The 24,408-nt window shown below is 65.1% G+C and carries 17 protein-coding genes and 2 tRNA genes; 12 read left to right on the top strand and 7 right to left on the bottom strand.

Annotated features, from left to right (window positions below):
- Positions 1-234: 234 nt before the first annotated feature.
- The 12 genes from IGS60_RS02625 (at position 235) to IGS60_RS02570 (ending at position 15,155) form a co-directional block, all read left to right on the top strand.
- Positions 235-1,173, top strand: a complete 939-nt coding sequence (locus IGS60_RS02625; RefSeq protein ID WP_070312284.1) for a peptidylprolyl isomerase — start codon at positions 235-237, stop codon at positions 1,171-1,173.
- A gap of 116 nt (positions 1,174-1,289) precedes the next feature.
- Positions 1,290-3,203, top strand: a complete 1,914-nt coding sequence (gene mutL / locus IGS60_RS02620; RefSeq protein WP_230502188.1) for a DNA mismatch repair endonuclease MutL — start codon at positions 1,290-1,292, stop codon at positions 3,201-3,203.
- Between the two features lie 106 nt (positions 3,204-3,309).
- On the top strand, positions 3,310-4,257 hold the full coding sequence (gene miaA / locus IGS60_RS02615; RefSeq protein WP_070223023.1) for a tRNA (adenosine(37)-N6)-dimethylallyltransferase MiaA: 948 nt from the start codon (positions 3,310-3,312) through the stop codon (positions 4,255-4,257).
- A gap of 227 nt (positions 4,258-4,484) precedes the next feature.
- Positions 4,485-4,561: transfer RNA gene (locus tag IGS60_RS02610), tRNA-Met, on the top strand.
- Positions 4,562-4,620: 59 nt separating this feature from the next.
- Positions 4,621-4,697, top strand: a tRNA-Met gene (locus tag IGS60_RS02605).
- A 180-nt stretch (positions 4,698-4,877) separates the two neighbouring features.
- Complete coding sequence (locus IGS60_RS02600) at positions 4,878-5,405, top strand: sigma-70 family RNA polymerase sigma factor (RefSeq protein WP_070312288.1); 528 nt, start codon at positions 4,878-4,880, stop codon at positions 5,403-5,405.
- Positions 5,402-6,406 carry a FecR domain-containing protein gene (locus tag IGS60_RS02595; RefSeq protein ID WP_230502186.1) on the top strand — a complete coding sequence of 335 codons (1,005 nt, stop codon included), beginning with the start codon at positions 5,402-5,404 and terminating at the stop codon, positions 6,404-6,406. The genes IGS60_RS02600 and IGS60_RS02595 overlap by 4 nt, the downstream gene beginning before the upstream one ends.
- A 73-nt stretch (positions 6,407-6,479) precedes the next feature.
- On the top strand, positions 6,480-8,954 hold the full coding sequence (locus IGS60_RS02590; RefSeq protein WP_230502184.1) for a TonB-dependent receptor: 2,475 nt from the start codon (positions 6,480-6,482) through the stop codon (positions 8,952-8,954).
- Positions 8,955-9,116: 162 nt separating this feature from the next.
- Positions 9,117-10,136: a LacI family DNA-binding transcriptional regulator gene (locus IGS60_RS02585; protein ID WP_070310452.1), complete on the top strand. Its 1,020-nt coding sequence runs from the start codon at positions 9,117-9,119 to the stop codon at positions 10,134-10,136.
- Positions 10,137-10,376: 240 nt separating this feature from the next.
- Entirely contained in the window at positions 10,377-11,777 is a 1,401-nt protein-coding gene (locus tag IGS60_RS02580) for an alkaline phosphatase family protein (protein WP_070220788.1), read from the top strand.
- 78 nt (positions 11,778-11,855) lie between these two features.
- A complete protein-coding gene (locus tag IGS60_RS02575) occupies positions 11,856-13,472 on the top strand; it encodes a histidine-type phosphatase (RefSeq protein ID WP_230502182.1) in 1,617 nt (538 codons plus the stop codon).
- 96 nt (positions 13,473-13,568) lie between these two features.
- Entirely contained in the window at positions 13,569-15,155 is a 1,587-nt protein-coding gene (locus IGS60_RS02570; RefSeq protein ID WP_230502180.1) for a histidine-type phosphatase, read from the top strand.
- 30 nt (positions 15,156-15,185) lie between these two features.
- Here the strand turns inward: IGS60_RS02570 and IGS60_RS02565 are convergent, their stop codons facing one another.
- The 7 genes from IGS60_RS02565 to IGS60_RS02535 all read right to left on the bottom strand — a co-directional run bounded on the left by IGS60_RS02565 (position 15,186) and on the right by IGS60_RS02535 (position 24,367).
- Positions 15,186-16,685, bottom strand: coding sequence for a CoA-acylating methylmalonate-semialdehyde dehydrogenase (locus tag IGS60_RS02565; RefSeq protein WP_306798456.1), 1,500 nt, complete (start codon positions 16,683-16,685; stop codon positions 15,186-15,188).
- A 14-nt stretch (positions 16,686-16,699) separates the two neighbouring features.
- A complete protein-coding gene (gene iolB / locus IGS60_RS02560) occupies positions 16,700-17,497 on the bottom strand; it encodes a 5-deoxy-glucuronate isomerase (protein WP_230502178.1) in 798 nt (265 codons plus the stop codon).
- The gene (iolE, locus tag IGS60_RS02555) at positions 17,494-18,408 is read right to left on the bottom strand and encodes a myo-inosose-2 dehydratase (RefSeq protein ID WP_230502176.1); all 915 of its coding nucleotides are present in this window, start codon (positions 18,406-18,408) and stop codon (positions 17,494-17,496) included. The genes iolB and iolE overlap by 4 nt, the downstream gene beginning before the upstream one ends.
- Position 18,409: 1 nt before the next feature.
- Positions 18,410-20,251: a 3D-(3,5/4)-trihydroxycyclohexane-1,2-dione acylhydrolase (decyclizing) gene (gene iolD, locus IGS60_RS02550; RefSeq protein WP_230502174.1), complete on the bottom strand. Its 1,842-nt coding sequence runs from the start codon at positions 20,249-20,251 to the stop codon at positions 18,410-18,412.
- Positions 20,248-22,194, bottom strand: coding sequence for a 5-dehydro-2-deoxygluconokinase (iolC, locus tag IGS60_RS02545; RefSeq protein WP_230502172.1), 1,947 nt, complete (start codon positions 22,192-22,194; stop codon positions 20,248-20,250). The genes iolD and iolC overlap by 4 nt, the downstream gene beginning before the upstream one ends.
- Before the next feature lie 12 nt (positions 22,195-22,206).
- Positions 22,207-23,196 carry an inositol 2-dehydrogenase gene (gene iolG, locus IGS60_RS02540; protein ID WP_230502170.1) on the bottom strand — a complete coding sequence of 330 codons (990 nt, stop codon included), beginning with the start codon at positions 23,194-23,196 and terminating at the stop codon, positions 22,207-22,209.
- Between the two features lie 70 nt (positions 23,197-23,266).
- The gene (locus IGS60_RS02535) at positions 23,267-24,367 is read right to left on the bottom strand and encodes a porin (RefSeq protein ID WP_230502168.1); all 1,101 of its coding nucleotides are present in this window, start codon (positions 24,365-24,367) and stop codon (positions 23,267-23,269) included.
- Between the last annotated feature and the right edge of the window lie 41 nt (positions 24,368-24,408).

Raw genomic sequence — 24,408 nt, 5'->3', positions numbered from 1 at the left:
AGGTAGCGGCGGAATCATACACCACCCGGCCAGCGCAACGGCAGTCCCCGGGCCGATATTTCGTGATTAATTCGGCAGCGCCCTTGGCGATGTGGCATTTTAAGTAAAGGTTAAGGAAACGCCATATCGGCAGGCAACTGTCAGGATTGCCATCTGCAATGTTTTTACAGCGAAATATTGCCATTCCGGTATACACTTTCTCCACGGCGCAACCCGCGCCCACCAGGAGAAAACATGTATCGACACCCATTGAGCGGCCTGACCATGGCCACCGTACTGGGCCTTGCACATCTGACGGCCCACGCGGCCCCTGTCCAGATCAAGGCGCCCGCCGAACTGCCCGCCAAGGCAACCTTGGCCGACGTGATCAAGGCCTCGAAACCGTCCGACTGGCGTGCGCTGGACCCGGACAACACCCTGTACCTGGACATTCCCGCCGGCCGCGTGGTGATCGAACTGGCGCCCGACTTCGCACCGAAGCACGTGGCCAACATCAAGGCCCTGGTGGCCGAACAGTATTACGACGGCCTGGCCATCACGCGCGCGCAGGACAACTGGGTGGCGCAGTGGGGCGATCCGAACGAGAAAAATCCCAAGCCCATCCAGCACGCCCAGCGCACCCTGCCCGGCGAATTCACCGTGCCATTGAAAAACATCAAGAGCTTCACGCGCCTGCCGGACGTTGACGGCTATGCGCCGCAGGTCGGCCATTCGAACGGCTTCCCGTCCGCGCGCGACCCGAAAACCGGCACGGCCTGGCTCACGCATTGCTATGCCACCGTGGGCGTGGGCCGCGACAGCGCCAGCGACAGCGGCGGCGGCACCGAGCTGTACGCCGTCATCGGCCAGTCGCCGCGCCACCTGGACCGCGACATCACGGTCGTCGGCCGGGTCGTCTCCGGCATGCCATTGCTGTCCACCCTGCCGCGCGGCACGGCGCCCATGGGCTTTTACGACAGCCCCGAGAAAAACGTGCCGATCAAGTCCATCCGCCTGGCCGCCAGCGTGCCACCGGAACAGCGCGTGAACCTGGAAGTGATGCGCACCGACAGCGCCGCCTACCAGGCCGTGCTGGAAGCCCAGCGCCACCGCGGCGGCCCGTGGAGCAAGGTCACGGCCGGCCACGTCGACCTGTGCAATGCGCCGATACCGGTGCGGGAGGTGGGAAAATAAAACCCCGAAGGGCAAATTCCGGGGTCGTACCCTGAGGGTACGATCCCAGTCTTCGTTTTGGGTTTAAGGCATCAGCACAGCAGTGCCTCCCCTTGCGAACCCGTTATAATCAGGGCATGAACGCTCCCATCACGCCCCACCGCCCGATCCAGGCCCTGCCTGACCAGTTGATTTCGCAAATCGCCGCCGGCGAGGTGGTCGAGCGGCCGTCGGCCGTGGTCAAGGAGCTGCTGGAAAACGCGCTCGACTCGGGCGCCACGCAGATCACGGTGCGGCTGGAAGAAGGGGGCGTGAAACGCATCGCGATCACCGACAACGGGCGCGGCATCGACAAAGACCAGCTGCCGCTGGCCTTGGCGCGCCACGCCACCTCGAAGATCGCATCGCTGCACGACCTGGAAAACGTGGGCACCCTGGGCTTCCGGGGCGAGGCACTGGCCTCGATCGCCTCGGTGGCCGCCGTCACCGTGACCTCGCGCACGATGGATGCGGCCCATGCGTGGGAAATCGTCGGCTCGCACAACGGCAGCGTGTCGCCGTCGTCGGGCGCGCACGGCACCACGGTCGACGTGCAGGACCTGTATTTCAACACGCCCGCGCGGCGCAAATTCCTCAAATCCGAGCAGACGGAGTACGGCCACTGCGCCGAAGTCGTGCGCCGCATCGCGCTGGCGCGGCCCGACGTGTCGTTCTCGCTGTCGCACAACGGCCGCACCATCGACCAGTGGAATATCAGCGAACTGGCCAAGCGCAGCGCCCACATCCTGGGCAACGACTTCGCCGAAGCGCGCCTGGCGCTGGACGAGTCGGCCGGCAGCCTGCGCATTCACGGCTTTGCCGGCTTGCCGACGGCGTCGAAGGCGCGCGCCGACGGCCAGTTCTTTTACGTCAACGGGCGCTTCGTGCGCGACAAGCTGCTCGTGCACGCCGTGCGCATGGCCTACCAGGACGTGCTGCATGGCGACCGCTTCCCGTCGTACGTGCTGGCGCTCGACCTCGACCCGGCCCTGGTCGACGTCAACGTGCACCCGTCGAAGATCGAAGTGCGCTTCCGCGACAGCCGCTCCGTGCACCAGTTCGTCTTCCACGCGGTGCAGCGCGCGCTGGCGCAGACATCGGCCACGGCGTTCGGCAGCGTGCCGGCACCGCTGCCTGCCGCCTCCACCTTGGGCGGCGGCGACGCCGGCTCAGCTAACGGCGGCCCCGGCATCTGGCGCCGCGAGCAGACGCAGACCTCGTTCGGCGCGCAATTTACGAATACCTTCGCGCCCGCCCCGCCCGGCGCGGCCCGCCCCTTCTTCGCCGAGGCGCCAGGCGTGGCCCAGGACACGGCGGCCTACGGCGCCCTGTTCGGCGGCGGCGCAGGTGCCGCCAACTCGCCGGTCACGCAGGCGGAGCCCTACATCGCCTCGCCCGAGGCGATGGCGCGCGAAGAATATCCGCTGGGCTTTGCCCTGGCCCAGCTGCACGGCATCTACATCCTGGCGCAAAACACCAAGGGCCTGGTGCTGGTCGACATGCACGCGGCGCACGAGCGCATCCTGTACGAACAGCTGAAAAACGCGCTGCAGGCCCAGGTCTCCGGCCAGGACATGCAGGTGCAATCCTTGCTGATCCCCGTGACGTTCTATGCGGACGCCATCGAAGTGTCGACGGCGAATGAAAACCAGGACACCTTGAAAGCGCTGGGCTTCGACATCGCCGCCCTGTCGCCCACCACCCTGGCCGTGCGCTCCGTGCCGACCCTGCTCAAGAACGCCGACGCGCAAACCCTGGCGCGCGACGTGCTGCGCGACGTGCGCGAATACGGCGGCTCGCGCGTGCTGATCGAGCGCCAGAACGAATTGCTGGGCACCCTGGCCTGCCACACAGCCGTGCGCGCCAACCGGATCTTGTCGGTGCAGGAGATGAACGCCCTGCTGCGCCAGATGGAGAGCACGGAACGCGCCGACCAGTGCAACCATGGCCGGCCCACCTGGGTGCAGGTCGAGATCAACGCGCTAGACAAGCTGTTCCTGCGCGGCCAATAAACGGTAGGTCGGATTAGCGCAAGCGTAATCCGACACTGCAGCGGCGGCATCACGTCGGCTTACGCTTGCGCTAAGCCGACCTACGCATCACCTTACACGAGTCAACATGCAAAACACCCCACATCTCCCCCTGGCCGTCGCCATCATGGGCCCCACGGCCAGCGGCAAGACGGCCAGTGCGCTGGCCATCGCGCAAGCGATCCCGTCCGAGATCATTTCCGTCGATTCCGCCCTCGTCTACCGGGGCATGGATATCGGCACGGCCAAGCCGTCGCAAGAAGAGCTGGCCCAGGTACCGCATCATCTGATCGATATCATCGATCCGCTCGATGCCTATTCCGTGGCCCAGTTCCGCAACGATACCCTGCGTCTGGTGGCGGACATCTCCGCGCGCGGCAAGCTGCCGCTGCTCGTCGGCGGCACCATGCTGTACTTCAAGGGCCTGGCCGATGGCCTCGACGACTTGCCCGGCGCCGATCCGGTGCTGCGCGCCCGGCTGGAAGAAGACGCGGCCGCCATCGGCTGGCCCGCCATGCATGCGCGCCTGGCCGAGCAGGACCCCGTCACGGCCGCGCGCCTGGCGCCGCAGGACGCGCAGCGCATCGGCCGCGCGCTGGAAATCATCGCCTTGTCCGGCCAGCCCATGTCGGCCCTGCTGGACCGCCGCGAAAAGACCGTGCTGCCGTTCCAGCTGCAATCGTTCGCGCTGGAGCCGTCCGACCGCGCCGTGCTGCACGCGCGCATCGCCACGCGCTTCGACCTGATGCTGAAAAACGACGCCCTGCTCGACGAAGTGGAACAGCTGCGCCGGCGCGGCGACCTGCACCCGGGCCTGCCCTCGATGCGCTGCGTGGGCTACCGCCAGGCCTGGGAATACCTGGACGGCCGCATCGACCGCGCCGCGCTGCGCGAGACCGGCATCATCGCCACGCGCCAGCTGGCCAAGCGGCAGCTGACATGGCTGCGCTCGATGCCGGAACGCATCGTCATCGATTGCCTGGGAGCTGATCCGGCCAATGCCATGCTGGCACAAATCGCCCCTTTGCTGACATAAGCGTCGCCACACAACAACTGGCCAAGCGCTAGGCTCGACTTAGGCTGCGCTCGATGCCGGAACGCGTCGTCATCGATTGCCTGGGACGTGACCCGGCCGCGGCCATGCTGGCGCAGATTCAAGCGTTGCTGAAATAGCCATACAACAATCCACCACGAAAAACCCGCACATTTTTTTGCGCCAGCATTGACAAGGAAATCGGAAGACTGGATAATGCTCGGCTGTTGGGTGATATAGCTCAGTTGGTTAGAGCACAGCATTCATAATGCTGGGGTCGGTGGTTCAAGTCCACCTATCACCACCAAAGAACATCGATCAGGTTTCACCTGGTCAAAACCAGCATCCGGTCTGACCGGTCTGTTTGGTGATATAGCTCAGTTGGTTAGAGCACAGCATTCATAATGCTGGGGTCGGTGGTTCAAGTCCACCTATCACCACCAAGAATTTGCAGCATTGATGAACCCGCCCTGCCCCGTGCAGCGGCGGGTTTTTTCATTTCCGGCTGCCGCGCATGCGGCCTGCGCGCAACACCCGCCCCCTCCGCATGCAATCGGGGATTGTGGCGAGACGCCGCTGGCGCTTACAATGAGAATAATTCTCATTTATATTATTCATTCCCCATGTCCGCCATTCAGTCCAGCCTGCAACAGCAAGTGCAGTCGCTCTACAGCGAGCATCATGGCTGGCTGGTGGGCTGGCTGCGCAAAAAGCTCAGCTGTCCGCATGGCGCGGCCGATGTGGCACAAGACACGTTCGTGCGCATCATCGCCTCGCGCGACGCCCTGTTCGGCATGCGCGAGCCGCGCGCCTATCTGTCCACCACGGCGAAGCGCTTGCTGCTCGACCGCGCGCGCCGGCAGGTACTTGAACGCAGCTACCTGGCGGAACTGGCCCTGCTGGCCGACAGCCTGCCCGGCGCGCCGTCGCCGGACGAGATCCTGATGGCCGTGCAGGCGCTCGGGCAGATCGCCACGGCGCTGGCCGGCTTGTCCGCCAGGGCGCGCGACGCCTTCTTGCTGCACTACCTGGAAGAGCAGCCGCAGGCCGCCGTCGCCGCGCAGCTGAACGTCTCCACGCGCATGGTGCAAAAATACCTGGTGCAAGCCTTGCTGGCCTGCCGCCACGCCTGCCCGGCCATGGCGGCATGAAGGGCGCGCGCACCGACGCGACAGCCGAACAGGCCGCGCAGTGGATCGTGCGCCTGAGCGCCGACGACCCGGCCGAGCGCGAACAGGCACGCTCCGGCTTCGCCGCATGGAAGGCGGCCGACCCGCTGCACGCGAACGCAGCGGCCGGCATGGAAAACCTGCTGCGCCAGTTGCACGCCGTGCGCGAGCCGGCCGGCGGCGACCATCGCCCCGCGCGGGCCGCCCTGGCCGCCATCGCCCCCGATCGTCCCCGCCAGCGCTTGCGCCAGCTGGCCGCCGCCAGTGCCGTCGCCGTGCTGGTGCTGGGCACGGCCATGGTCGCCAGCGAGCGCCCCGCCTACCTGCTGGCCGACCTGCGCAGCCCCACAGGGCAATGGCAGTCGCACATCCTGGCCGACGGCAGCCGTATCACCCTGGCCGGCAACAGCGCCGTCAACGTGCGCTTTACTGCGGGCGAGCGACACGTGGAACTGGTGCGTGGCGACATCCTCGTCGACGTCGCCAAGGATGCGCAGCGCCCCTTCATCGTCGACAGCAGGCAGGCGGCGATCCGCGCGCTGGGCACGCGCTTTAGCGTGCGCCGGGAAGACGGCGCCACCATCCTGAACATGCTGGAGTCGACAGTATCGGCGCAGGTGCCGCAACATCCTGCCGTCGTGGTGCGGGCGGGTCAGCGCACGCGCATCACGCGCGATGGCGTCGGACCGCTAACAACCATCGATGTGGTCAGCGTGCAGCAAGCGTGGCACGCGCACCAGCTGGTGGTCGACGACCAGCCATTGGCCGAGGTGCTCGACGAGCTGGCGCGCCACCGTCCCGGCCAGCTGCATTACGACCGCGCGCAGATCGCCGGCATCCGCGTGGCGGCCGTGCTGCCGCTGGACGACACGGACAAGGCGCTGCAGCTGTTGATCGACAATTTCCCGCAGCTGCGCATCCGCATGCTGACGCGCTACCTGGTGATGGTCGACGCGCCAAGCACTGGCACCGCAAAAAAATAATTTGCCACGCAGGTTCGTGTTGGCGCATCTCGCGCGTCAAGGCAGCTGAGATCATTCAAAAAAGGCTGTCACCATGTACGCTCAAGTCGTTGCCGTTTCCTCCCCGAACACCCTGCGCACGCGTCTGCGCCCGCTGGCCCTGGCGGCCATGCTGCTCGCTGGCGCCGCCCTGCATGCCCAGGCAGCCGCCCAGGCCGTGCCGGCGGTCGCCAGCTACGCCATTCCCGCCGGCCCACTGGCCGGCGCCCTGAACCGCTACGCACAGCAGGCGGGCGTGTCCATCGTCATCGACGCGGCCAAGGTACAGGGGCTGCAGACGGCCGGCCTGCAAGGCAGCTACGCCATCGACGACGGCTTCGCCATGCTGCTGCGCGGCAGCGGCTATGCCATCGGCAAGACGTCCACCGGCTACGTGCTGGTGGCCGCGCCGGCGTCCGCCCCCACGGCGGCGGCCAGTGCCGCCTCGGCGGCCGAGCGCACCATGCCCTCGATTACCATCGTCGGCCAGGCCGAACAAGGCGCCACCACGGAAGGCAGCGGTTCCTACACGGCGCGCAAGCTCACCATCGGCAAGGGCGAGCAATCGATGAAGGACATCCCGCAATCGGTCAGCGTGCTGACGCGCCAGCGCCTGGACGACCAGGGCATCACGGACTTGCGCGAAGCTGTCAACAACGTCACCGGCGTGGTGGGCGTGCATGGCGTGGGCCCGGGCGTGGTCATCACGGCGCGCGGCTTCCAGATCGACCAGTGGCAATACGACGGCGTGCCGATCGACCGCAACACCTATGCGCTGGGTAACTGGGGCCAGGAAAACATGGTCATCTACGACCGCCTGGAAGTGCTGCGCGGCGCTTCGAGCATGCTCGTTGGCACGGGCAGCCCCGGCGGTTCCGTCAACCTGGTGCGCAAGCGCCCGCTGGCCACACGCGCGATCACGCTGACGGGGCGCGCCGGTTCCTGGGACCACTATGGCGCCCAGGTCGACATCAGCAGCCCCCTGAACGCGGAAGGCAGCCTGCGCGGACGCGCCATCGTCGACGAGGACGACAGCCACTCCTTCATCGATCAGGTGTGGAGCAAGAACCGCACCCTGTATGCAGCGCTCGACTACGACCTGGCGCCCGCCACCACCGTGGGCCTGGCCGCCAGCCATGCGAAGGCCCACGGCCGCCCCACGTTCATCGGCCTGCCCCGCTACGTTGACGGCAGCGCACTGCCGCTGCCGCGCTCCACCTTCACGGGCGCCGACTGGAACCGCAGCCTGGTGGAACAGAGCACCGTCTACCTGGACCTGGAACACCACTTCAATACGCAATGGAGCCTGAAAGCCTCGGCGCTGGGCATGAATGAAAGCACCAGCTCCACGCACCAGCGCACGGCCTTCGCCATCAAACCCGATGGCAGCGGCGCGCGCTATGGCGACTTTTCCACCGATTTCGACAATCGCAAGCGCGGCATCGACGCTTTCGTGCGCGGCAAATTCGACGGCCTGGGCATCGCGCAGGAAGTCGTCGCCGGCGCCAGCTATGTCAGCATGACGTCGAAAGACCGCTATGCGCGCGCGTGGGAAACAGGCGCGGATATCTTCAACATCAAGCACCATCGCCCGTGGCAGGACTTCGACAGCATCGCCGCGCGCGGCGTGAGCAGTTACAGCACCTACGACATGCGCCAGAAAGGACTGTACGCCACCTGGAACGGCCAGCTGACGGGCAAGCTGAAAGCCCTGCTGGGCGGGCGCTTCAGCTGGTACGACTTCCTGTATGCCACGCCGGACGGCTACCGCGACGCCACCCGCGCCACGGCCAGGTTCACGCCATCGGTGGGCCTGATCTATGCATTGACGCCGCAATGGTCGGCCTACGCCAGCTATGCGGACGTGTTCCAGCCGCAGACGAACCACGACGTGGCCGGCCGCACCCTCAAGCCGATCACGGGCAGCAGCTACGAAGGCGGCATCAAGGGTGAACTGCTGGACGGCAAGGTCAACACCTCGCTGGCCGTATTCCGCTATGACCACAAGGACCGCGCCGTCACCGACTATGCTGCCGGTTTCGCCTGCGACGGCTGGTACTGCTCGCGCGCCTCGGGCAAGGTGCGCAGCCAGGGCCTGGAAGCGGAGGTGTCGGGCGAAGTGGCGCGCGGCCTGCAGCTGTCGGCCGGCTATGCCTACACGACGACGACCTACCTCGACGATCCGGACAACAAGGGCCAGGTCTTTTCCACGTGGACGCCGAAGCACATGCTGCGCCTTTGGTCCAGCTATACCCTGCCCGGCGCGTGGGACAAGTTCAGCGTGGGCGCCGGCACCAGCCTGCAAAGCCATACGGTCGATACCGAACGCACGTTCAAGGTTGCCGGTTTCTCGATCTGGAATGCACGCCTGGGCTGGCAAGCCACGCCGCAAGTGGCCCTGTCGGTCAACGTCAACAATCTGTTCGACAAGCGCTACATCATCCCGGCCTACAACACCACCGGGTCGAACAACTATTATGGCGACCCGCGCAACGTGCAGTTCACCCTGAAGTACACGCCGAAGTGGTAGGACGATTGAAAAGCTGAGGGCCGGCACGCCGGCACGCGCCGCGTGACTGATAGTGCCACCGGCATTCAGTTCGCGCCGCGGCCGGGATTTTCGGCTAAGATGATGGCGCGGCGTTGCGCCGCACCGCATCGTGCATCGGCCTCTCAATCATCTACACCGTCAATGGAACAAAAAGACAAGTCCTGGGTCACTTCGGTCGACGTCGCCAAACGGGCCGGCGTCTCGCGCTCCGCCGTCTCGCGCACATTCACGCCCGGCGCCAGCGTGGCGCCCGAAACGCGGGCCCGCGTGATGGAAGCGGCGCAGTCGCTGGGCTACCAGGTCAACATCCTGGCGCGCAGCATGAACCAGGGGCAAAGCAATCTGGTGGGCGTCGTCATCACGGGCTTCACGGACCCGTTCCGCGTGGCCCTGCTGGGCGAAGTCACGCGCAGCCTGAGCGAACATGCGCTGGTGCCGCTGCTGATGAATGCGGAAGATCCCGAACGCCTCAGCGAACTGCTGCGCATTCTCCTCAGCTACAAGATTTCCGGTGTCATCATGACGTCCGGCTCGCCGCCGTCCGCCGTGGCGACGGAATACCTGCAGCGGCAAGTACCGGTGGCCATGATCAACCGCGCGCGCGACCTGAAGGGCGTGGACGTGGTCAACAGCGACAACCGCCATGGCGGCGAACTGGCGGCCAGCACCCTGCTCGACAGCGGCGCCAAACGGCTGGCCTTCGTCAACACGCGCGCCAGCAGTTTCAGCGGCATCGCGCGCGGCAAGGCCTTCCTCGACCACCTGGCGCCGGCCGTGGCGAAGAAGCGCTGCACGGCCGGCGAATACCTGGCCGACGCCATCGGCTACCAGGCGGGCCAGGAAGCGGCCGACGCCCTGCTCGCCTCGGGCAAGCTGCCCGACGGCGTCTTTTGCGCCACCGACCTGATCGCCTGCGGCTTCATCGACGCGGCGCGCAGCAAGTACGGCATCGACGTGCCCGCGCAATTGCAGGTGATCGGCTTCGACGACATTCCCATGGCGGCGCTCGACGCCTACCAGCTGACCACCATCCGCCAGGATGCGGGCGAACTGGCGCGCCGCGCCGTCAAGAGCCTGGTCGAGCGCATGGAAAAATTCGCCATGCCGGGCCGCCTGAAGGAAGTCCCCGTCACGCTGGTGCGGCGCGGCACGACGCGCTAAGCGACTCAATACGGCAGATGGCGCAACGCCGTCTGCCCGCCCCCACCGCCCCGCAGCGCCCGCCGTTCCCCGTTTTCCACACTTTTTCATCCTCCGCCTGTACTTGTTGACATCGAAAAAAATCCGGGTTACTGTTTGCACACGCGTGCTGCACACGTGTGCAATTTCTTCAAGAAGCCTGTTCTGGCCATACCACTAAAAAAAGCGCCCCGTCCACGGAGGCGTATTAAGGAGACCGTTATGTTGAACCACGTTCTAAGAATCGCCCTGTTCGGCGCCGGGGCCATCGGCCTGGCGGCCTGCACCACCCCCGCCGGCATGCAGCACAATACGGCTGCCAGTGCCGCCGCCGATCCGAAGCTGGCGAAGATCGGCCAGATCGTCGTCGTGTACATGGAAAACCGCAGCTTCGACCACCTGTTCGGCACTTTCCCCGGCGCCGACGGCATCGCCAATGGCCGCTCGCCGGACACCACCACGCAGACCGGTCCCGACGGCAAGCCCTATGCGATGCTGCCCGCCGTGGCGCTCGACAAGGGCGGCCTGGACCAGCGCTTCAAGGGCGACATCGCCAACGCGCCCTTCCACATGGAGCCGAGCGTGTCGCTGGGCGACAAGACGGCCAGTCCCGTGCACGCATTCTGGACGCACAAGCGCCAGATCAACGACGGCAAGAACGACCGCTTCGTCGTCGAGGGCAATACGGGCGCCCTGCCCATGGGCTATTTCGACGGCAGCAAGCTCAAACTGTGGGCCCTGGCGCAGCGCTACACCCTGGCCGACCGCTTCTTCCAGTCCGCCTACGGCGGCTCCTTCCTCAACCACATGTGGCTGACCTGCGCCTGCACCCCCGTATTCCCGAACGCGCCCAAGTCCATCGTCGCCCAGGATGAGCGCGGCACGGGCCACAAGAAGGGCGAGGAAGCGGAAGTGACGCAGGACGGCTACGCCGTCAACACCATGCAGGGCCCGCTGCTGTTCGACCCGACCAAGAAGCAGACATTCCTGCCGCCGCAAACCATGCCCACCATCGGTGACCGCCTGACGGACAAGGGCATATCCTGGGTCTATTATGCGGACGGTTACGACATCGCCGTCGCCTCGACCAAGTCGGGCAAGAAGGCAGACGATTTCTCATATCACCACCAGCCGTTCACCTACTTCAAGCGCTTCATCGACAGCCCGCAGCAGCGCGCCACGCACCTGAAGGACCGCTCCGACATGATCGCCGACGTCCAGGCGGGCAAGCTGCCGCCCGTCTCGTTCTACAAGCCCATGGGCAAGAAGAACATGCATCCGGGGATGGACAAATCGAGCGTGGCGGCCGGCGACGACGAGGGCGTGGCCATCATCAACGCCATCATGGAAGGCCCGCAATGGAAGGATACCGTCATCATCGTCACCACCGATGAAAACGGCGGCTTCTGGGACCACGTGGCGCCGCCCAAAGGCGACCGCTTCGGCCCGGCCACGCGCATCCCCGCCCTCGTCATCTCGCCGTTCAGCGAAGGCGGGCATATCGACCATACCGAGTATGAAACCGTGTCGATCCTGAAGTTCATCGAGGAACGCCATGGCCTGGCGCCATTGAGCGAGCGCGATGCGCGCGCCAACAGCCTGGCCAAGGCCCTCAAGCTGTAACGCCCCCTCCTGCCTGTCTACCCTGGGTGCGCCGTCCTGCGCGGCGCGCCCGGGCAACTCACATCCAAAGGAAACGCCATGCTGCACGCACGCCATCTTCCCCTGTCCCTCCTGATGCTCTCCCTGGCCGCCTGTGGCGGCGGCGACGATACGCCGACCGTCCCTGTCGCGCCGCCGGTGACGCCTCCTGTGGCCCCGCCGCCCGCCACCTACTACCAGACCAAGACGCCGTACACGCCGCAGCAGGAGGCGGCCACGTATGAAGCGGCGCCGGCCGGCTACGCGCCCGTGTTCACCGAACTGGTGGCGCGCCACGGCTCGCGCGGCCTGTCGAGCATGAAGTACGACGCCGCCTTCTACAACGTCTGGCAAAGGGCCGCCGCCGACGATGCGCTCACGCCACTGGGGCAAAAGCTGGGCGCCGACATCCTGAAACTGATGAAGGCCAACGCGCTGCTCGGCTATGGCGTGGACGGCATCACGGCGCCCGGCTACGGCAACCTGTCGCAGACGGGCATCAATGAGCACAAGCAGCTGGCCGTGCGCATGCTGGCGCGCCTGCCCGCCCTGTTCACGCAACTGGGCGCGAACGCCGCCAGCGCGCCGCGCCAGATCGTCACCGTCAGTTCCGGCGTGGACCGCGCCAAGGACAGCGCCGCGTATTTTGCGCAGTCGCTGGCCGCCACGGCACCCAACGTCGCGCCGCTGATTACCCTGCCGCCCGCGCCGGCCGGCTACCCGGCCGGCAAGCCCGTGGCGCAGCCAGCTGGCACCAACCGCTTCCTGCTGTATGCGCACAAGCTGGTGCCCAAGACGGACCTGGTCACCGATGCCATCGACAGCTACTACCAGACCTACCAGGACAGCCAGGCCTACCAGAACTACCTGAAAAGCCCCGACTTCCTGGCCAAGTACACGGCCATCGACACGGACGCCACGGCGCGCACCCTGGGCCGTGCAGTGCTGGAGCGGCTGTTTAGCAAGGCGTTTGTCGACAAGATCGACAACGGCACCTACAGCTTCGCCAATACGGGTACTTACAGCTTCACCAGCGACGACGGCAAGTTCACCAACACTGTCACGGGCGACGGCGAGACCACCATCAAGGGCCTGGCCGATGCCGCTTCCGTGCTGTACAACCTGTACGCCATCATGGCCGGCATGACGAACGAGGTCAAAGCCGACTTCGTGCAGTACATGCCGTCGGACGCGGCCAAGTACCAGGCCTTCGTGCAGGATTACCAGGATTTCTACAACAAGGGTCCCGGCACCACGGAAAGCGCCGGCGTCACCTGGAACTACGTGCGCGCGCTGCGCGACGACTTCTTCACGGAAGTGGACGCCATCGCGCGCGGCGACCTGTCGCACGGCGCCAAGCTGCGCTTCACGCATGCGGAAGCCATCATCCCGCTGGCCACGGCCATGGGCCTGAAGACCGTCGTCGGCGCGCTGCCGGCGGCGCAGACCTACAGTTATGACAACAGCAGCTGGCGCGGCCTGTACGTGGCGCCGATGGCGGCCAACATGCAGTGGGACGTGTACCGCGACGCCAGCGGCAATGTGCTGGTAAAAATGCTGTACAACGAAAAGGAAACCGACTTCCATGCCGCCTGCGATGGCGCGCGCCATGCGGCCGGCAGCCATTTCTATGTATATGCAAAGCTGAAGACCTGCTACGGCCACGTGGCGCAGTAATCACGGAGTGCAGGCGGGCCGGCTCCCAGCCGTGCCCGCCTGATTGACGTTTGATGCTAGGCTTGCGCCCAGGAACTCATCACGTCACGGACTCCCATGCCTCCATCGCTTCCCCTGGCCAGCATCCCGCTGGCCCTGGCCCTCGCCATGTGCGCCGGTCACACGCTGGCCGTCGAAGGCCATTACCAGACCAAGACGCCGTATGCGCCGCAGCAGGACCCGGCCACCTATGCCGCGCCGCCGGCCGGCTTCCAGCCCATTTTCACGCAGCTGGCGGCGCGCCACGGTTCGCGCGGACTCACCAGCATGAAGAACGACGCGGCCCTGTATGCGATGTGGCAGCAGGCCGCCGCGCAGGATGCGCTCACGCCCCTGGGCCGCGAACTCGGCCCCGACATCCTGGCCCTGATGAAGGCCAATGCCTTGCTCGGTTATGGCGTGGCCGGCATCGAGCGGCCCGGCTACGGCAATCTGTCGCAGACGGGTATCGACGAGCACCGGCAGCTGGCCGTGCGCATGCTGGCGCGCCTGCCCACCCTGTTCGCGCAAGTGGGGCAAGACGCGGCGACGGCGCCGCGACAGCTCGTCACCATCCATTCCGGCGTGGACCGCGCGCGCGACAGTTCGCGCTTCTTCACGCAGTCGCTGCTCGAGCAAGCGCCAGCGCTGACACCCTTGGTATATCTGCCGCCCGCGCCGGCGCCATATCCGCAAGGGCGCAAGCCCGCGGTACAGCCGATATTGCAGCCCGATGGCGTCAACCGCTTCCTGCTGTACGCGCACAAGCTGGCGCCGCAGACGGACCGTGTCACCGATCCGGCCAACCCGTATTACGCCACCTATGCCGCCAGCCAGGCCTACCAGTACTATGAACGAAGCAAGCAGCTGGATGCGCTGATGGGAACCCCGGCCAGGCTGCCTGCGGCGACCGCGCATGCGCGCCACGTGCTCGAACGGCTGTTTTCTCCCGCCTTCCTCGACCAGTTGGAAGGCGGCCGCGCCAGCTATGCGGACACGGGCAGCTACACCTTCACCAGCGCCGACGGCAAGCTCACGCGCACCATGACGGGCAGCGGCAAGACCGTCATCCGCAGCCTGAATGCGGCCGCGACAAAATTGTATGAGCTCTATGCGATCGCCGCCGGCATGCGGCATGAAGTGCCGGCCGATTTCAGCCGCTACATGCCTGCCGACGACGCGCGCTACTACGCATATGTCGCCGACCATGAGGATTTTTACCAAAAGGGACCGGCCACCACGGAAAGCAGCGGCGTGACGTGGCGCTTTGCGCTGGCCTTGCGCGACGATTTTTTCAATGAGGTCGATGCGCTGGCAAGGGGAGATGTGCGCCACGCGGCGAAGCTGCGCTTCACGCACGCCGAGATGATCATTCCGCTCGCTTCGGCCATGGGCTTGCAGCAGGCGCTGGCCCCCTTGCCGGCATCGCTCAGTTACAGTTATGAAAACAATCCATGGCGCGGCCAGAACGTCTCGCCGCTGGCGGCCAATATGCAGTGGGATGTGTACCGCAACGAGGCAGGGCAGCTCATCGTGCGCCTGCTGTACAACGAAAAGGAAACGGACTTCCAGGCCGCTTGCGACGGCGCCCGCATCGCGCCGGGCAGCGTCTTTTACGACTACGCAAAACTGAAAACCTGCTACGGACACGTGGCGGCGCGCTGACGCGCTGATACTGCGCGCCGCCAGCGCGCTTTACTTCAAGGTCGGCATGGCAAACTCGGCCCCGGCCGCCGTCGAGGCCGGCCAGCGCTGCGTCACCGCCTTCTGCTTGGTATAGAAACGCACCGATTCCGGGCCGTGCGCATGGTGGTCGCCGAACAGGCTGCGCTTCCAGCCGCCGAAGCTGTGGAAGGCCATCGGCACGGGAATCGGCACGTTGACCCCCACCATCCCCACCTGCACCCGGTGCGTGTATTCGCGCGCCGTGTTGCCGTCGCGCGTGTAGATGGCCGTGCCGTTGCCGTATTCATGCGCATTGACCAGGTCCAGCGCCGCCGTGAAATCGGGCACGCGCACGATGCACAGCACGGGACCGAAGATTTCCTCCTTGTAGATCGTCATGTCCGGCGTGACGTGGTCGAACAGGCTGCCGCCGAGGAAAAACCCGTGCTCATGACCGGGCAGCACAAAACCGCGCCCGTCGCAGATGAGCTTGGCGCCCTCTTCCACACCTTGCGCGATATAGCCGGCGATCTTGTCCTTGTGCACCTGCGTGACGACCGGCCCCATCTCGGCCGACATATCCATGCCTTGCGTGATCTTTAACGCCGCGATGCGCGGCACCAGGGCTTCCACCAATTGATCCGCCACATTGCCAACCGCCACGACGACGGAAATGGCCATGCAGCGCTCGCCGGCCGAGCCAAAGGCGGCGCCCATCAGGGCATCGACCGTCTGGGCAATGTCCGCGTCGGGCATGACGACCATGTGGTTTTTCGCGCCGCCCAGGGCCTGGACGCGCTTGCCCTGCGCGCAGCCCGTCGCATAGATATACTCGGCGATCGGCGTGGAACCGACGAAGCTGACGGCGCGCACGTCCGGGTGGTGCAGCAAGCCGTCGACGGCTTCTTTATCGCCCTGTACCACGTTGAAGACGCCGTCCGGCAAGCCCGCGTCCGTCAGCAGCTGCGCCAGCAGCAGGCTGGCCGACGGGTCGCGTTCCGACGGTTTCAGTACAAACGTGTTGCCGCAGGCAATGGCCATCGGGAACATCCACATCGGCACCATCACGGGAAAGTTGAACGGCGTGATGCCGACACAGACGCCGAGCGCCTGGCGGATCGACCAGGCGTCGATGCCGCCGGCCACCTGTTCCGAGTATTCTCCCTTCATCATCTGCGGGATGCCGCAGGCAAACTCCACCACTTCGATGCCGCGCGTCACTTCCCCTTTCGCATCCGTGAAGACCTTGCCGTGTTCACGCGTGATCAGCTCGGCCAGCTTGTCGGCGTTTTGCTCCAGCAACTCCTTGAATTTGAACATGACGCGGGCGCGGCGCAGGGGCGAGGTTTGCGACCAGGCGGGAAACGCTGCATGAGCGGCAGCCACGGCCGCGTTCAGTTCGGCAGGCGTGGCCAGCGCCACCTTGGCCGTCACGGCGCCCGTGGCGGGGTTGAAGACGTCGCTCGTGCGCTCGGTGCGCGAAGCCATGGGGTTGCCACCAATAAAGTGGCCGATCATCGGGGTCGTCATTGTCTTGTCCTTGGTTATTTCGTCATCAGCCAGTCATGGGCCGGGTCGTTTTTAAAATGCCACACGCGTTTCGGGCCGGCCATCACGTTCAGGTAATAGCCATCGTAGCCATACGGCACGGTCACGGGGTGGTAGCCGCGCGGCACCATCACCACGTCGTGGTTTTCCACGGCCATGGCTTCGTCAATGGAGCGGTCATCCGTGTAGACGCGCTGGTAGGCAAAGCCCTGCTCGGGATTGAGGCGGTGGTAATACGTTTCCTCCAGCGAACTTTCGGTTGGAATATTGTCGCTGTCGTGTTTATGGGGCGGATAACTGGACGAATGGCCGGACGGCGTGACGACTTCCACCACCAGCAAGCCGTCCGCTGCTTCCGTCTGCGGCAGGATGTCGCACACATAGCGGGTATTCGCGCCCTTGCCGCGCACGGAACGCGTCATGCTGGAAGGTTCGATCAGGCGCGCCGGGCGGTGCGTCGTGGCCGGGGCGCTGCACAAGGCCACCTCGGCGGCGCTCACGGCCGTGATACGCACCGTGGTGTCCAGCGGCACATACACGGCGTAGGGCGAGACGTCCTCGAAGACGCTGGCGCGCTTGCCGATGCCTTCCCAGACGTGATCGCCCGCCCGCACCGTGACCGTGCCCGTCAGCACGACGAGGCACAGCTCGCGGCTGCCCGTCTCCAGCGTCAAGACCTCGCCCGCCGCCAGGCGGTGGGCGGCAAAGCCCACGTGCGTCCAGCCGGCCGATGCGGGCGTGACTTCCACAATCTTGCCGCCGGCCTTGCCTGCTTTGACCAGCAGCGGGCTCATGCCGCCTCCCGACCCAGGCGCGGAATCGCATCGACCAGGCGCGCCAGGTAATCGTGGCCCATCTTCGCGTATGCGTAGCTGGGGGCGACGGCCGGGTCTTGCTCCGCTTCCACCACCAGCCAGCCCGCATAGCCGTGCAGATACAGCCGCGTCAAAATGGCCGGAAAGTCGATGCAGCCGTCGCCCGGTACGCTGAAAGCGCCATTGATGACGGCCTGCAAAAAACTCCAGTGGCCATTGCGGGCCAGTTTCACCACGTTCGGGCGCACGTCCTTGCAATGCACGTGGCAGATGCGATCGATATGTTTATTGAGTACCGCCAGCGCGTCGCCGCCGGCAAACGTGATGTGACCCGTATCAAACAACAAGCCCACTTCCGGCCCCGTCAGGGCCATCAATTGATCCACATCAGCCGGGGTTTCCACGTAGGCGCCCATGTGGTGGTGGTAGGCCAGGCGCACGCCGTGCGCCAGCAAGTGGGCGGCAAACGCCGTGAGTTTATCGGCGTAGTCCTGCCATTGCTGCTGCGTCTGGAAGCGAGGGCGTTTGTACAGGGGGCGCGCTTCGCCCTGGATGGCGTCGGCCACTTCGCCGTAGACCATGACGGTGGCGCCGCTGTCGGCAAGTAAACGTAAATGCGGGCCAACAGAAGCGATCTCTTCTTCCACCGAGCGGTGCGCCAGGCGGCCCGAATACCAGCCCGAGACGCAGGCCAGACCATATTTGCCCAGCACGGCGTTCAGGGCCGGGGCATCTTTCGGAAACTTGTTGCCCAGTTCAAAACCCACGTAGCCGATCTCGGCGCCTTCCTTCAGCGCCGTTTCCAGGGGCGTTTCGCCGCCCAGGCTCGGTAAGTCGTCGTTCATCCACGAGATCGGGTTGATGCCGATACGTACATTCCAGGTAGTCATTTCAATTCCTTTGTTTCAGGCGATCGTTTTCATAACGGGCACGCGCAGCTTGCACGCCGGCTTGCGTGGAGACCTCGGGCACGGCCACTTCCCACCAGCAGCCGCCCTCCTGCGTCGTGCGCGTGGCGTCCGTGTCGATGCAGATCAGATACGTGCGTGAAGCTGCCCGGGCGCGCAGCATGGCCTGTTCGAGTTCGGCAATCGAACCCACATGTTCGGACAGCGCGCCCAGGGATTGCGCATGCAGGGCGAAGTCGATGCGCGGGGCGCTGTCGGGCAACATATTGTTGAACGAGGCATTGCCGCAGGCCTGCTGCAGGCGGTTGATGCAGCCATAGCCGCGATTGTCGAGCACGACGATGATGAGTTTTTTGTCGAGCATGACGGAAGTGGCGATTTCCGAATTCATCATCAGATAGCTGCCGTCGCCCACCATGACGATGACCTCGGCTTCCGGCTTGGCCATCTTGACGCCGAGGCCGCCGGCGATTTCATAGCCCATGCACGAGTAGCCGTATTCCATGTGGTAGCCGCCCGGTGTTTCCGTTCGCCACAGTTTATGCAGTTCGGCCGGCAGAGTCCCGGCCGCGCAGACGACGATGTCGCGCACAGTAGAATCCGGTGCGGAACGCTGCACGGCGCCGATGACTTCGCCGTCATACGGCAAGCCGGCCACCTCGCGTTTGCCGGTGATGGCCAGCACGGTATCGCGCCAGGCCTTCGCTTCCTGCTGCGCACTGTCCTGCCATTGTCCATCGCTGCTCCAGCTGCCCAGCAACCGAGACAGGCCTTGCAAGCCGAGGGTTGCGTCCGCCTGCAGGCCCAGGCCGCGGCGTTTCAGCGCATCGAAAGCGTTGACGTTCAGGCTGAGCAATTGCGCCTGCGCAAACAGGGAGTTGGACCCGGTCGTGAAATCCTGCAGGCGCGTGCCGACGGCCAGCACCACGTCCGCGTCCGCCGCCAGCGCGTTGGCGGCGGGCGAACCGGTGACGCCGATGGCGCCCAGCTGCAAAGGATGGTCCCACGGCAAAGAACTCTTGCCGGCCTGGGTTTCCGCCACGGGAATACCGTGCCGTTCGGCAAACGCCTGCAAGGCGGCGCCGGCCTGGCCGTACAGCACGCCGCCGCCGGCGACGATCAGCGGCTGCTTCGCGTTTTTCAATAGCAACGCGGCCTCTTCCAGCTCCTGCTCGACGGGCGGCACGGCGCGGAAACGCACGACTCTCGGTTCAAAGAAATCCACGGGATAGTCATGCGCCATCGTCTGCACGTCTTGCGGCAGGGACAAGGTGACGGGGCCGCAGGCGGCCGGGTCCGTCAAGGCGGCGATCGCGCGCGGCAAGGCCGTGAGCAATTGCTCCGGATAGACGATGCGGTCGAAATAGCGTGATAAAGGTTTAAAAGCGTCATTCACCGAGACGCTGCCGTCAGAAGCATCTTCCAGCTGCTGCAAGACGGGATCCGGCGCACGCGAGACGAAGACGTCGCCTGGCAGGAGCAGGACGGGCAAGCGGTTGACGTGCGCCAGGGCGGCGGCGGTGAGCAGATTCGTCGCACCCGGACCGATGGAGCTGGTGACGGCCATCATGCGCCGGCGCATGTGGGCTTTCGCATAGGCGATGGCAGAGTGCGCCATCGCCTGCTCATTGTGCGCGCGGAAAGTGGGGAACACATCCTTGTACTGGTACAGCGCCTCGCCCATGCCGGCGACGTTGCCGTGGCCAAAGATGGCGAAGGCGCCGCTGAACAGGGGCTGACCATCCTCGGTACGCAATACCGACAGATAGCGCACCAGCGCCTGCGCCATGGTCAGGCGGATGGTTTTATGGATGGTGGCGCTCATGCGGCACGCTCCAGGCGGTTGCGCGTGCGCTGCCACAAGCTGATCAGCTGTTCGAAGTTGGCGCGCACGGCGGCGATCAGGCCCGCATCGTCGAGTTCGCCGGCCAGCCAGCGGCGGCTCGGTTCCTGGAAGATGGTGCGGCCCACCATGAAACCCCTGCACGTGCTGCTGGCACTGGCCTGTTCGAAACTGGCGGCCAGGGCGGCGATGGGCGCGTTCAAGCCCAGCAAGACGACGCCACGGCAATACGGATCGCGCTCGTGCACGAGGGCATCGATGGCTTGCCATTGCTGGGCGGACATGCTTTCCAGTTTCCACCATTCAGGGTAGATGCCGAGGTTGTACAGGCGTTTCACCGCGCGATACACGGTATCGTCGTGCTGGGGCAGGGACTTGGCAGGAATAATTTCCAGCAGCAATTCATGGCCCGTGATTTGCGCAGCGTCGTACAAGCCCTTGATTTGCGCTTCCTGTTCCAGCCGGTTTTCCGGCGTATCGTCGGGATGCAGCTGCACCAGGCACTTGATCACGTGCTCTTTCGGCCACTGCATCAAGCGCGACGCCAGCGAACGGCCCCAGTCGAACTGCAAGGGATTCGAACCCGGCATCTCGACGGGACGGCCAATCCACCAGCCGCGCCCCGTGGCATCGTTGAGCGCGTCGACGCCATAGCGGTCATCGATCAGCACGCCCGTGCCGCCCTGCAAGCCGCGCGCCGCCTCCGTCTGGCCCACGGCTTGCACGAACAGTTGCTTGAGCCGCGCAATCTTTGCCTCGTCGGCACCGCCCTGCTGGGCCAGCTCAAAGAATTGCGTGCGGTGGTCGAACGCAAACACGCACAGCTCGTTCCACTGCGGGCGCGCCACCGTCGTGCGGTGCAGGCGCGACAAGGTCGCATCCTGGTCAGGACGGGTCAGTTTGGCCGCGTTGGCCAGGAAATAGTCGAGCTCGACGGGTGACGGCATGGCCGGCGCGCAGCCGTGGCGCGACACGACGAGGGCGCCGCAGCCGTTCGCGTAGCGGCAGCACGCCTCGTAATCCTCGCCGCGCAGCCAGCCTTTCAGGAAACCGGAAAGAAAAGCGTCGCCCGCGCCGAGCACGTTCAAGACTTCCACGCGCACGCCGCGGTAGTTATACGCGTCATCGAGGCTGGCCGGCACCACATTGTCGATGACGGCGCAGCCCAGCGGCCCGCGCTTGACCACCAGGGTTGCACTGCTCACCTTGCGCACGGCGCGCAAGGACGCCATGATGTCGGTGCCGCCGCCGGCGATCATGAATTCCTCTTCCGTGCCGACGATCAGGTCGAACTGCGGCAGGATGGCCTGCAAATGGCTGGTCACGCCTTCGTTGGAAACGAACCGCGTTTCGCCGTCCGCCTTGCCGGACAAGCCCCACAGCACGGGCCGGTAATCGATGTCGAGCACGGTGCGCACGTTATTGGCGCGCGCCAGCTGCAATGCCTGCGTGCTGACGGCGTGCATGGCGCTAGTCGAGAAATGCGTGCCGGTGATTAATAAGGCTTTGCTCGACGCAATGAAAGCCGCATCCACCGACGATGCGTCGATGGCCATGTCGGCGCAATTTTCGCGATAAAAGATCAGCGGGAAGGTGTTCTTGTCCTTGATGCCCAGCATGACGAGGGCCGTGAGCCGCTCGCGGTCGATGCCGACGTGGCTGACGTCGCAGCCCTCCTGCGCCAAGGTATCGGTAAGGAAACGCCCCATGTGATCGTCGCCCACCTTCGACAGCATGGCCGATTTCAAGCCCAGCCGGGCCGTGCCGAAGGCGATGTTCGCCGACGAGCCGCCCAGGTATTTGGCGAAACTGGTCGCGTCTTCCAGGGTGCTGCCGATCTGCTGCGCGTACAGGTCCACCGCCAGGCGGCCCAGGCAGATTACGTCCAGCGCCCTACCCTGGGCAAATTCAGTCGTATTCTTCATGGCATTGTTTCCTTATGACAGTTGCACGATGCGCTGCTCGCGCCACGATACGGTGGCCGCTTCGGCCAGTTCCAGCGCCTTCAAGCCATCGTGGACGGTGGTGCGCAGCGCTGCGCCATGGGCAAAGGCGTCGAAAAAGTGCGCCATTTCGCTGGCGTAGGCGGCGCGGTAGCGCTCCAGGAAAAAGTCTTCCGGCTTGTCCACGCTGACGTTCACGGCGCCATAGGCCGTCACTTCCGTCGGCTTGTGGTTGCCTGCCTGCAGCATGCCGGCGCTGCCCAGCACTTCGAAACGCTGGTCGTAGCCGTAGGCGGCGCGGCGCGTGGTGTTGATCTGGCACAAACGTCCCTTTGCCGTGCGGATGGTCACGGCCGTGCAGTCGAGATCGCCCGCCGCGCCGATGGCCGGGTCGACGAGGCAGCTGCCCGTGGCGTGCACGCTGACGGCTTCATCGTCGAGTATCCAGCGGAAGATATCGAAATCGTGGATCAGCATATCCTTGAAGATGCCGCCCGACACCTGGATGTAGCTGACGGGCGGCGGACCCGGATCGCGGCTGGTGACGATGAGCATCTCCGGCGTGCCGATCTCGCCCGCCGCGATGCGCTGCTTGACGGCGGCAAACGTGGGGTCGTAGCGGCGCTGGAAGCCGATCATGCACAGCACTTTTGCCTCCTTGACGGCGGCGGCGGCGGCGCGCGCGCGCTCCAGGGTCAGGTCGACGGGCTTTTCGCAAAAGATGGCCTTGCCGGCGGCGGCCGCGCGCACGATCAGGTCCGCATGCGTATCCGTGCTCGACGCGATCAGCACGGCCTTGACTTCCGGGTCGGCCAGCACAGCCTCCACGCTGGCGACGCTGGCACCATGCAGGGCCGCCACTTCCGCCGCCGCGCCCGCATGCACGTCGACCACGTATTTCAGGCGCACGCCGGGCTGGCGTACCAGATTGCCGGCGTGAATGCGGCCGATGCGCCCGGCGCCGAACAATGCCACTTGAATCATTTCCATCTCCTTGATAGTCGGTATCGCTTGGCCCGGAAATGCACACGTGTGCAAATCCGGGCTAAAAAAGTTAAAACAGGTGGATGACGCCCAGCATTACACCGCTGAGCTTGGCACCCTTCTTGGTGGCGGCGAAGGCATTGCCGCCAAACGTGTAGTTGGCGTTCTTGTCGTTATTGGTTTGCGTGTAGTAGGCATACACGGTGCTGCGCTTGGACAAGTAATATTCGTAGCCCAAAGTCGCCTGCTTGGCGCCGCTGTCGTCGCCGCGCACCAGGGTGGTGGCCTTGATGGTCACGCTGCTGCCGTTGGGCGCGCTGCCCGACACGTCGCCTGCCACGCCGAAACGGCCGATGAAGGCACCGCCGCCCGCCTTGTAGGCGCCCGTGATGGTGAAGTAGTCGCGCTGCAAGTCGCCGCCGGCCACGTCATACACCATGCGGTTCCAGGCCACGCCCACGTCGCCGCCGCCGAAGTTGTAATTGCCCACGGCGCGGAACATCTTTTCGCTGAAGCCGGGACGCAAGTCCTTGTGCTTTTCATAGCCGACGGCGCCCTTCACGGGACCGTTTGCGTATTGCACGATGCCCGAATAGATGCGGTCGCCGTTCGATGCCTCGTTTTCGCTGGCGCGGTAAATCGTGGCGCTGAATCCCTGTACCACGGGCGTGCGATAGCTGACGGCGTTCGAACTGCGGCGGTTGAAGCCTTCGCCGCCCAGCTGCGAAATGTTGGCGTCATCCTGGATGCCTTCGCCCACGAAACGGTTGGTGTAGCCGTTGATCTGGCGGATCGGCGTGGCGAAGCGGCCCAGCGCGATGCGGCCATAGGCGGGGTTTTCCAGCCCGACAAAGGTATCCTTGCTATTGATGGCACCCGTGCCATCGTCGAGCTTGGCATTGCCCTCGATCTGGAAGAAGGCCGTGTTGCCATTGCCCAAATCTTCCCTTCCCCGGAAGCCGATCTTCGAGGAATTGTCCGATACGCGCGATACCGACTCGCCATTCGGCGCCGTGGCCGAGCTCGACGTTTCGATACGGTCGAAGCCCGCGTGGATGCGGCCGTACACGACGACGCTCGATTCGGCCAGCACGCAACCTGGTGCGGCCAGCAACAATACGGCGGCGATCTTGTTCAACTGCATGGTGCTCTTTTTCATCCCGTTTTTCATTTTGTCTCCTGCTTGTTTTTATGGTGGTGGATTACTCATGA

The organism is Janthinobacterium sp. FW305-128, assembly GCF_020858135.1.
Classification (GTDB): domain Bacteria; phylum Pseudomonadota; class Gammaproteobacteria; order Burkholderiales; family Burkholderiaceae_D; genus Janthinobacterium.
The sequence above is the reverse complement of the archived record's forward strand: the minus strand, read 5'-3'. Positions and strand labels throughout refer to the sequence as shown.

What these genes read in the sequence shown, in the direction of transcription:
- IGS60_RS02625 (WP_070312284.1), top strand. Translation starts at nt 235, where the DNA reads ATGTATCGACACCCATTGAGCGGCCTGACCATGGCCACCGTACTGGGC.
- mutL (WP_230502188.1), top strand. Translation starts at nt 1,290, where the DNA reads ATGAACGCTCCCATCACGCCCCACCGCCCGATCCAGGCCCTGCCTGAC.
- miaA (WP_070223023.1), top strand. Translation starts at nt 3,310, where the DNA reads ATGCAAAACACCCCACATCTCCCCCTGGCCGTCGCCATCATGGGCCCC.
- IGS60_RS02600 (WP_070312288.1), top strand. Translation starts at nt 4,878, where the DNA reads ATGTCCGCCATTCAGTCCAGCCTGCAACAGCAAGTGCAGTCGCTCTAC.
- IGS60_RS02595 (WP_230502186.1), top strand. Translation starts at nt 5,402, where the DNA reads ATGAAGGGCGCGCGCACCGACGCGACAGCCGAACAGGCCGCGCAGTGG.
- IGS60_RS02590 (WP_230502184.1), top strand. Translation starts at nt 6,480, where the DNA reads ATGTACGCTCAAGTCGTTGCCGTTTCCTCCCCGAACACCCTGCGCACG.
- IGS60_RS02585 (WP_070310452.1), top strand. Translation starts at nt 9,117, where the DNA reads ATGGAACAAAAAGACAAGTCCTGGGTCACTTCGGTCGACGTCGCCAAA.
- IGS60_RS02580 (WP_070220788.1), top strand. Translation starts at nt 10,377, where the DNA reads ATGTTGAACCACGTTCTAAGAATCGCCCTGTTCGGCGCCGGGGCCATC.
- IGS60_RS02575 (WP_230502182.1), top strand. Translation starts at nt 11,856, where the DNA reads ATGCTGCACGCACGCCATCTTCCCCTGTCCCTCCTGATGCTCTCCCTG.
- IGS60_RS02570 (WP_230502180.1), top strand. Translation starts at nt 13,569, where the DNA reads ATGCCTCCATCGCTTCCCCTGGCCAGCATCCCGCTGGCCCTGGCCCTC.
- IGS60_RS02565 (WP_306798456.1), bottom strand. Translation starts at nt 16,685, where the DNA reads ATGACGACCCCGATGATCGGCCACTTTATTGGTGGCAACCCCATGGCT.
- iolB (WP_230502178.1), bottom strand. Translation starts at nt 17,497, where the DNA reads ATGAGCCCGCTGCTGGTCAAAGCAGGCAAGGCCGGCGGCAAGATTGTG.
- iolE (WP_230502176.1), bottom strand. Translation starts at nt 18,408, where the DNA reads ATGACTACCTGGAATGTACGTATCGGCATCAACCCGATCTCGTGGATG.
- iolD (WP_230502174.1), bottom strand. Translation starts at nt 20,251, where the DNA reads ATGAGCGCCACCATCCATAAAACCATCCGCCTGACCATGGCGCAGGCG.
- iolC (WP_230502172.1), bottom strand. Translation starts at nt 22,194, where the DNA reads ATGAAGAATACGACTGAATTTGCCCAGGGTAGGGCGCTGGACGTAATC.
- iolG (WP_230502170.1), bottom strand. Translation starts at nt 23,196, where the DNA reads ATGATTCAAGTGGCATTGTTCGGCGCCGGGCGCATCGGCCGCATTCAC.
- IGS60_RS02535 (WP_230502168.1), bottom strand. Translation starts at nt 24,367, where the DNA reads ATGAAAAACGGGATGAAAAAGAGCACCATGCAGTTGAACAAGATCGCC.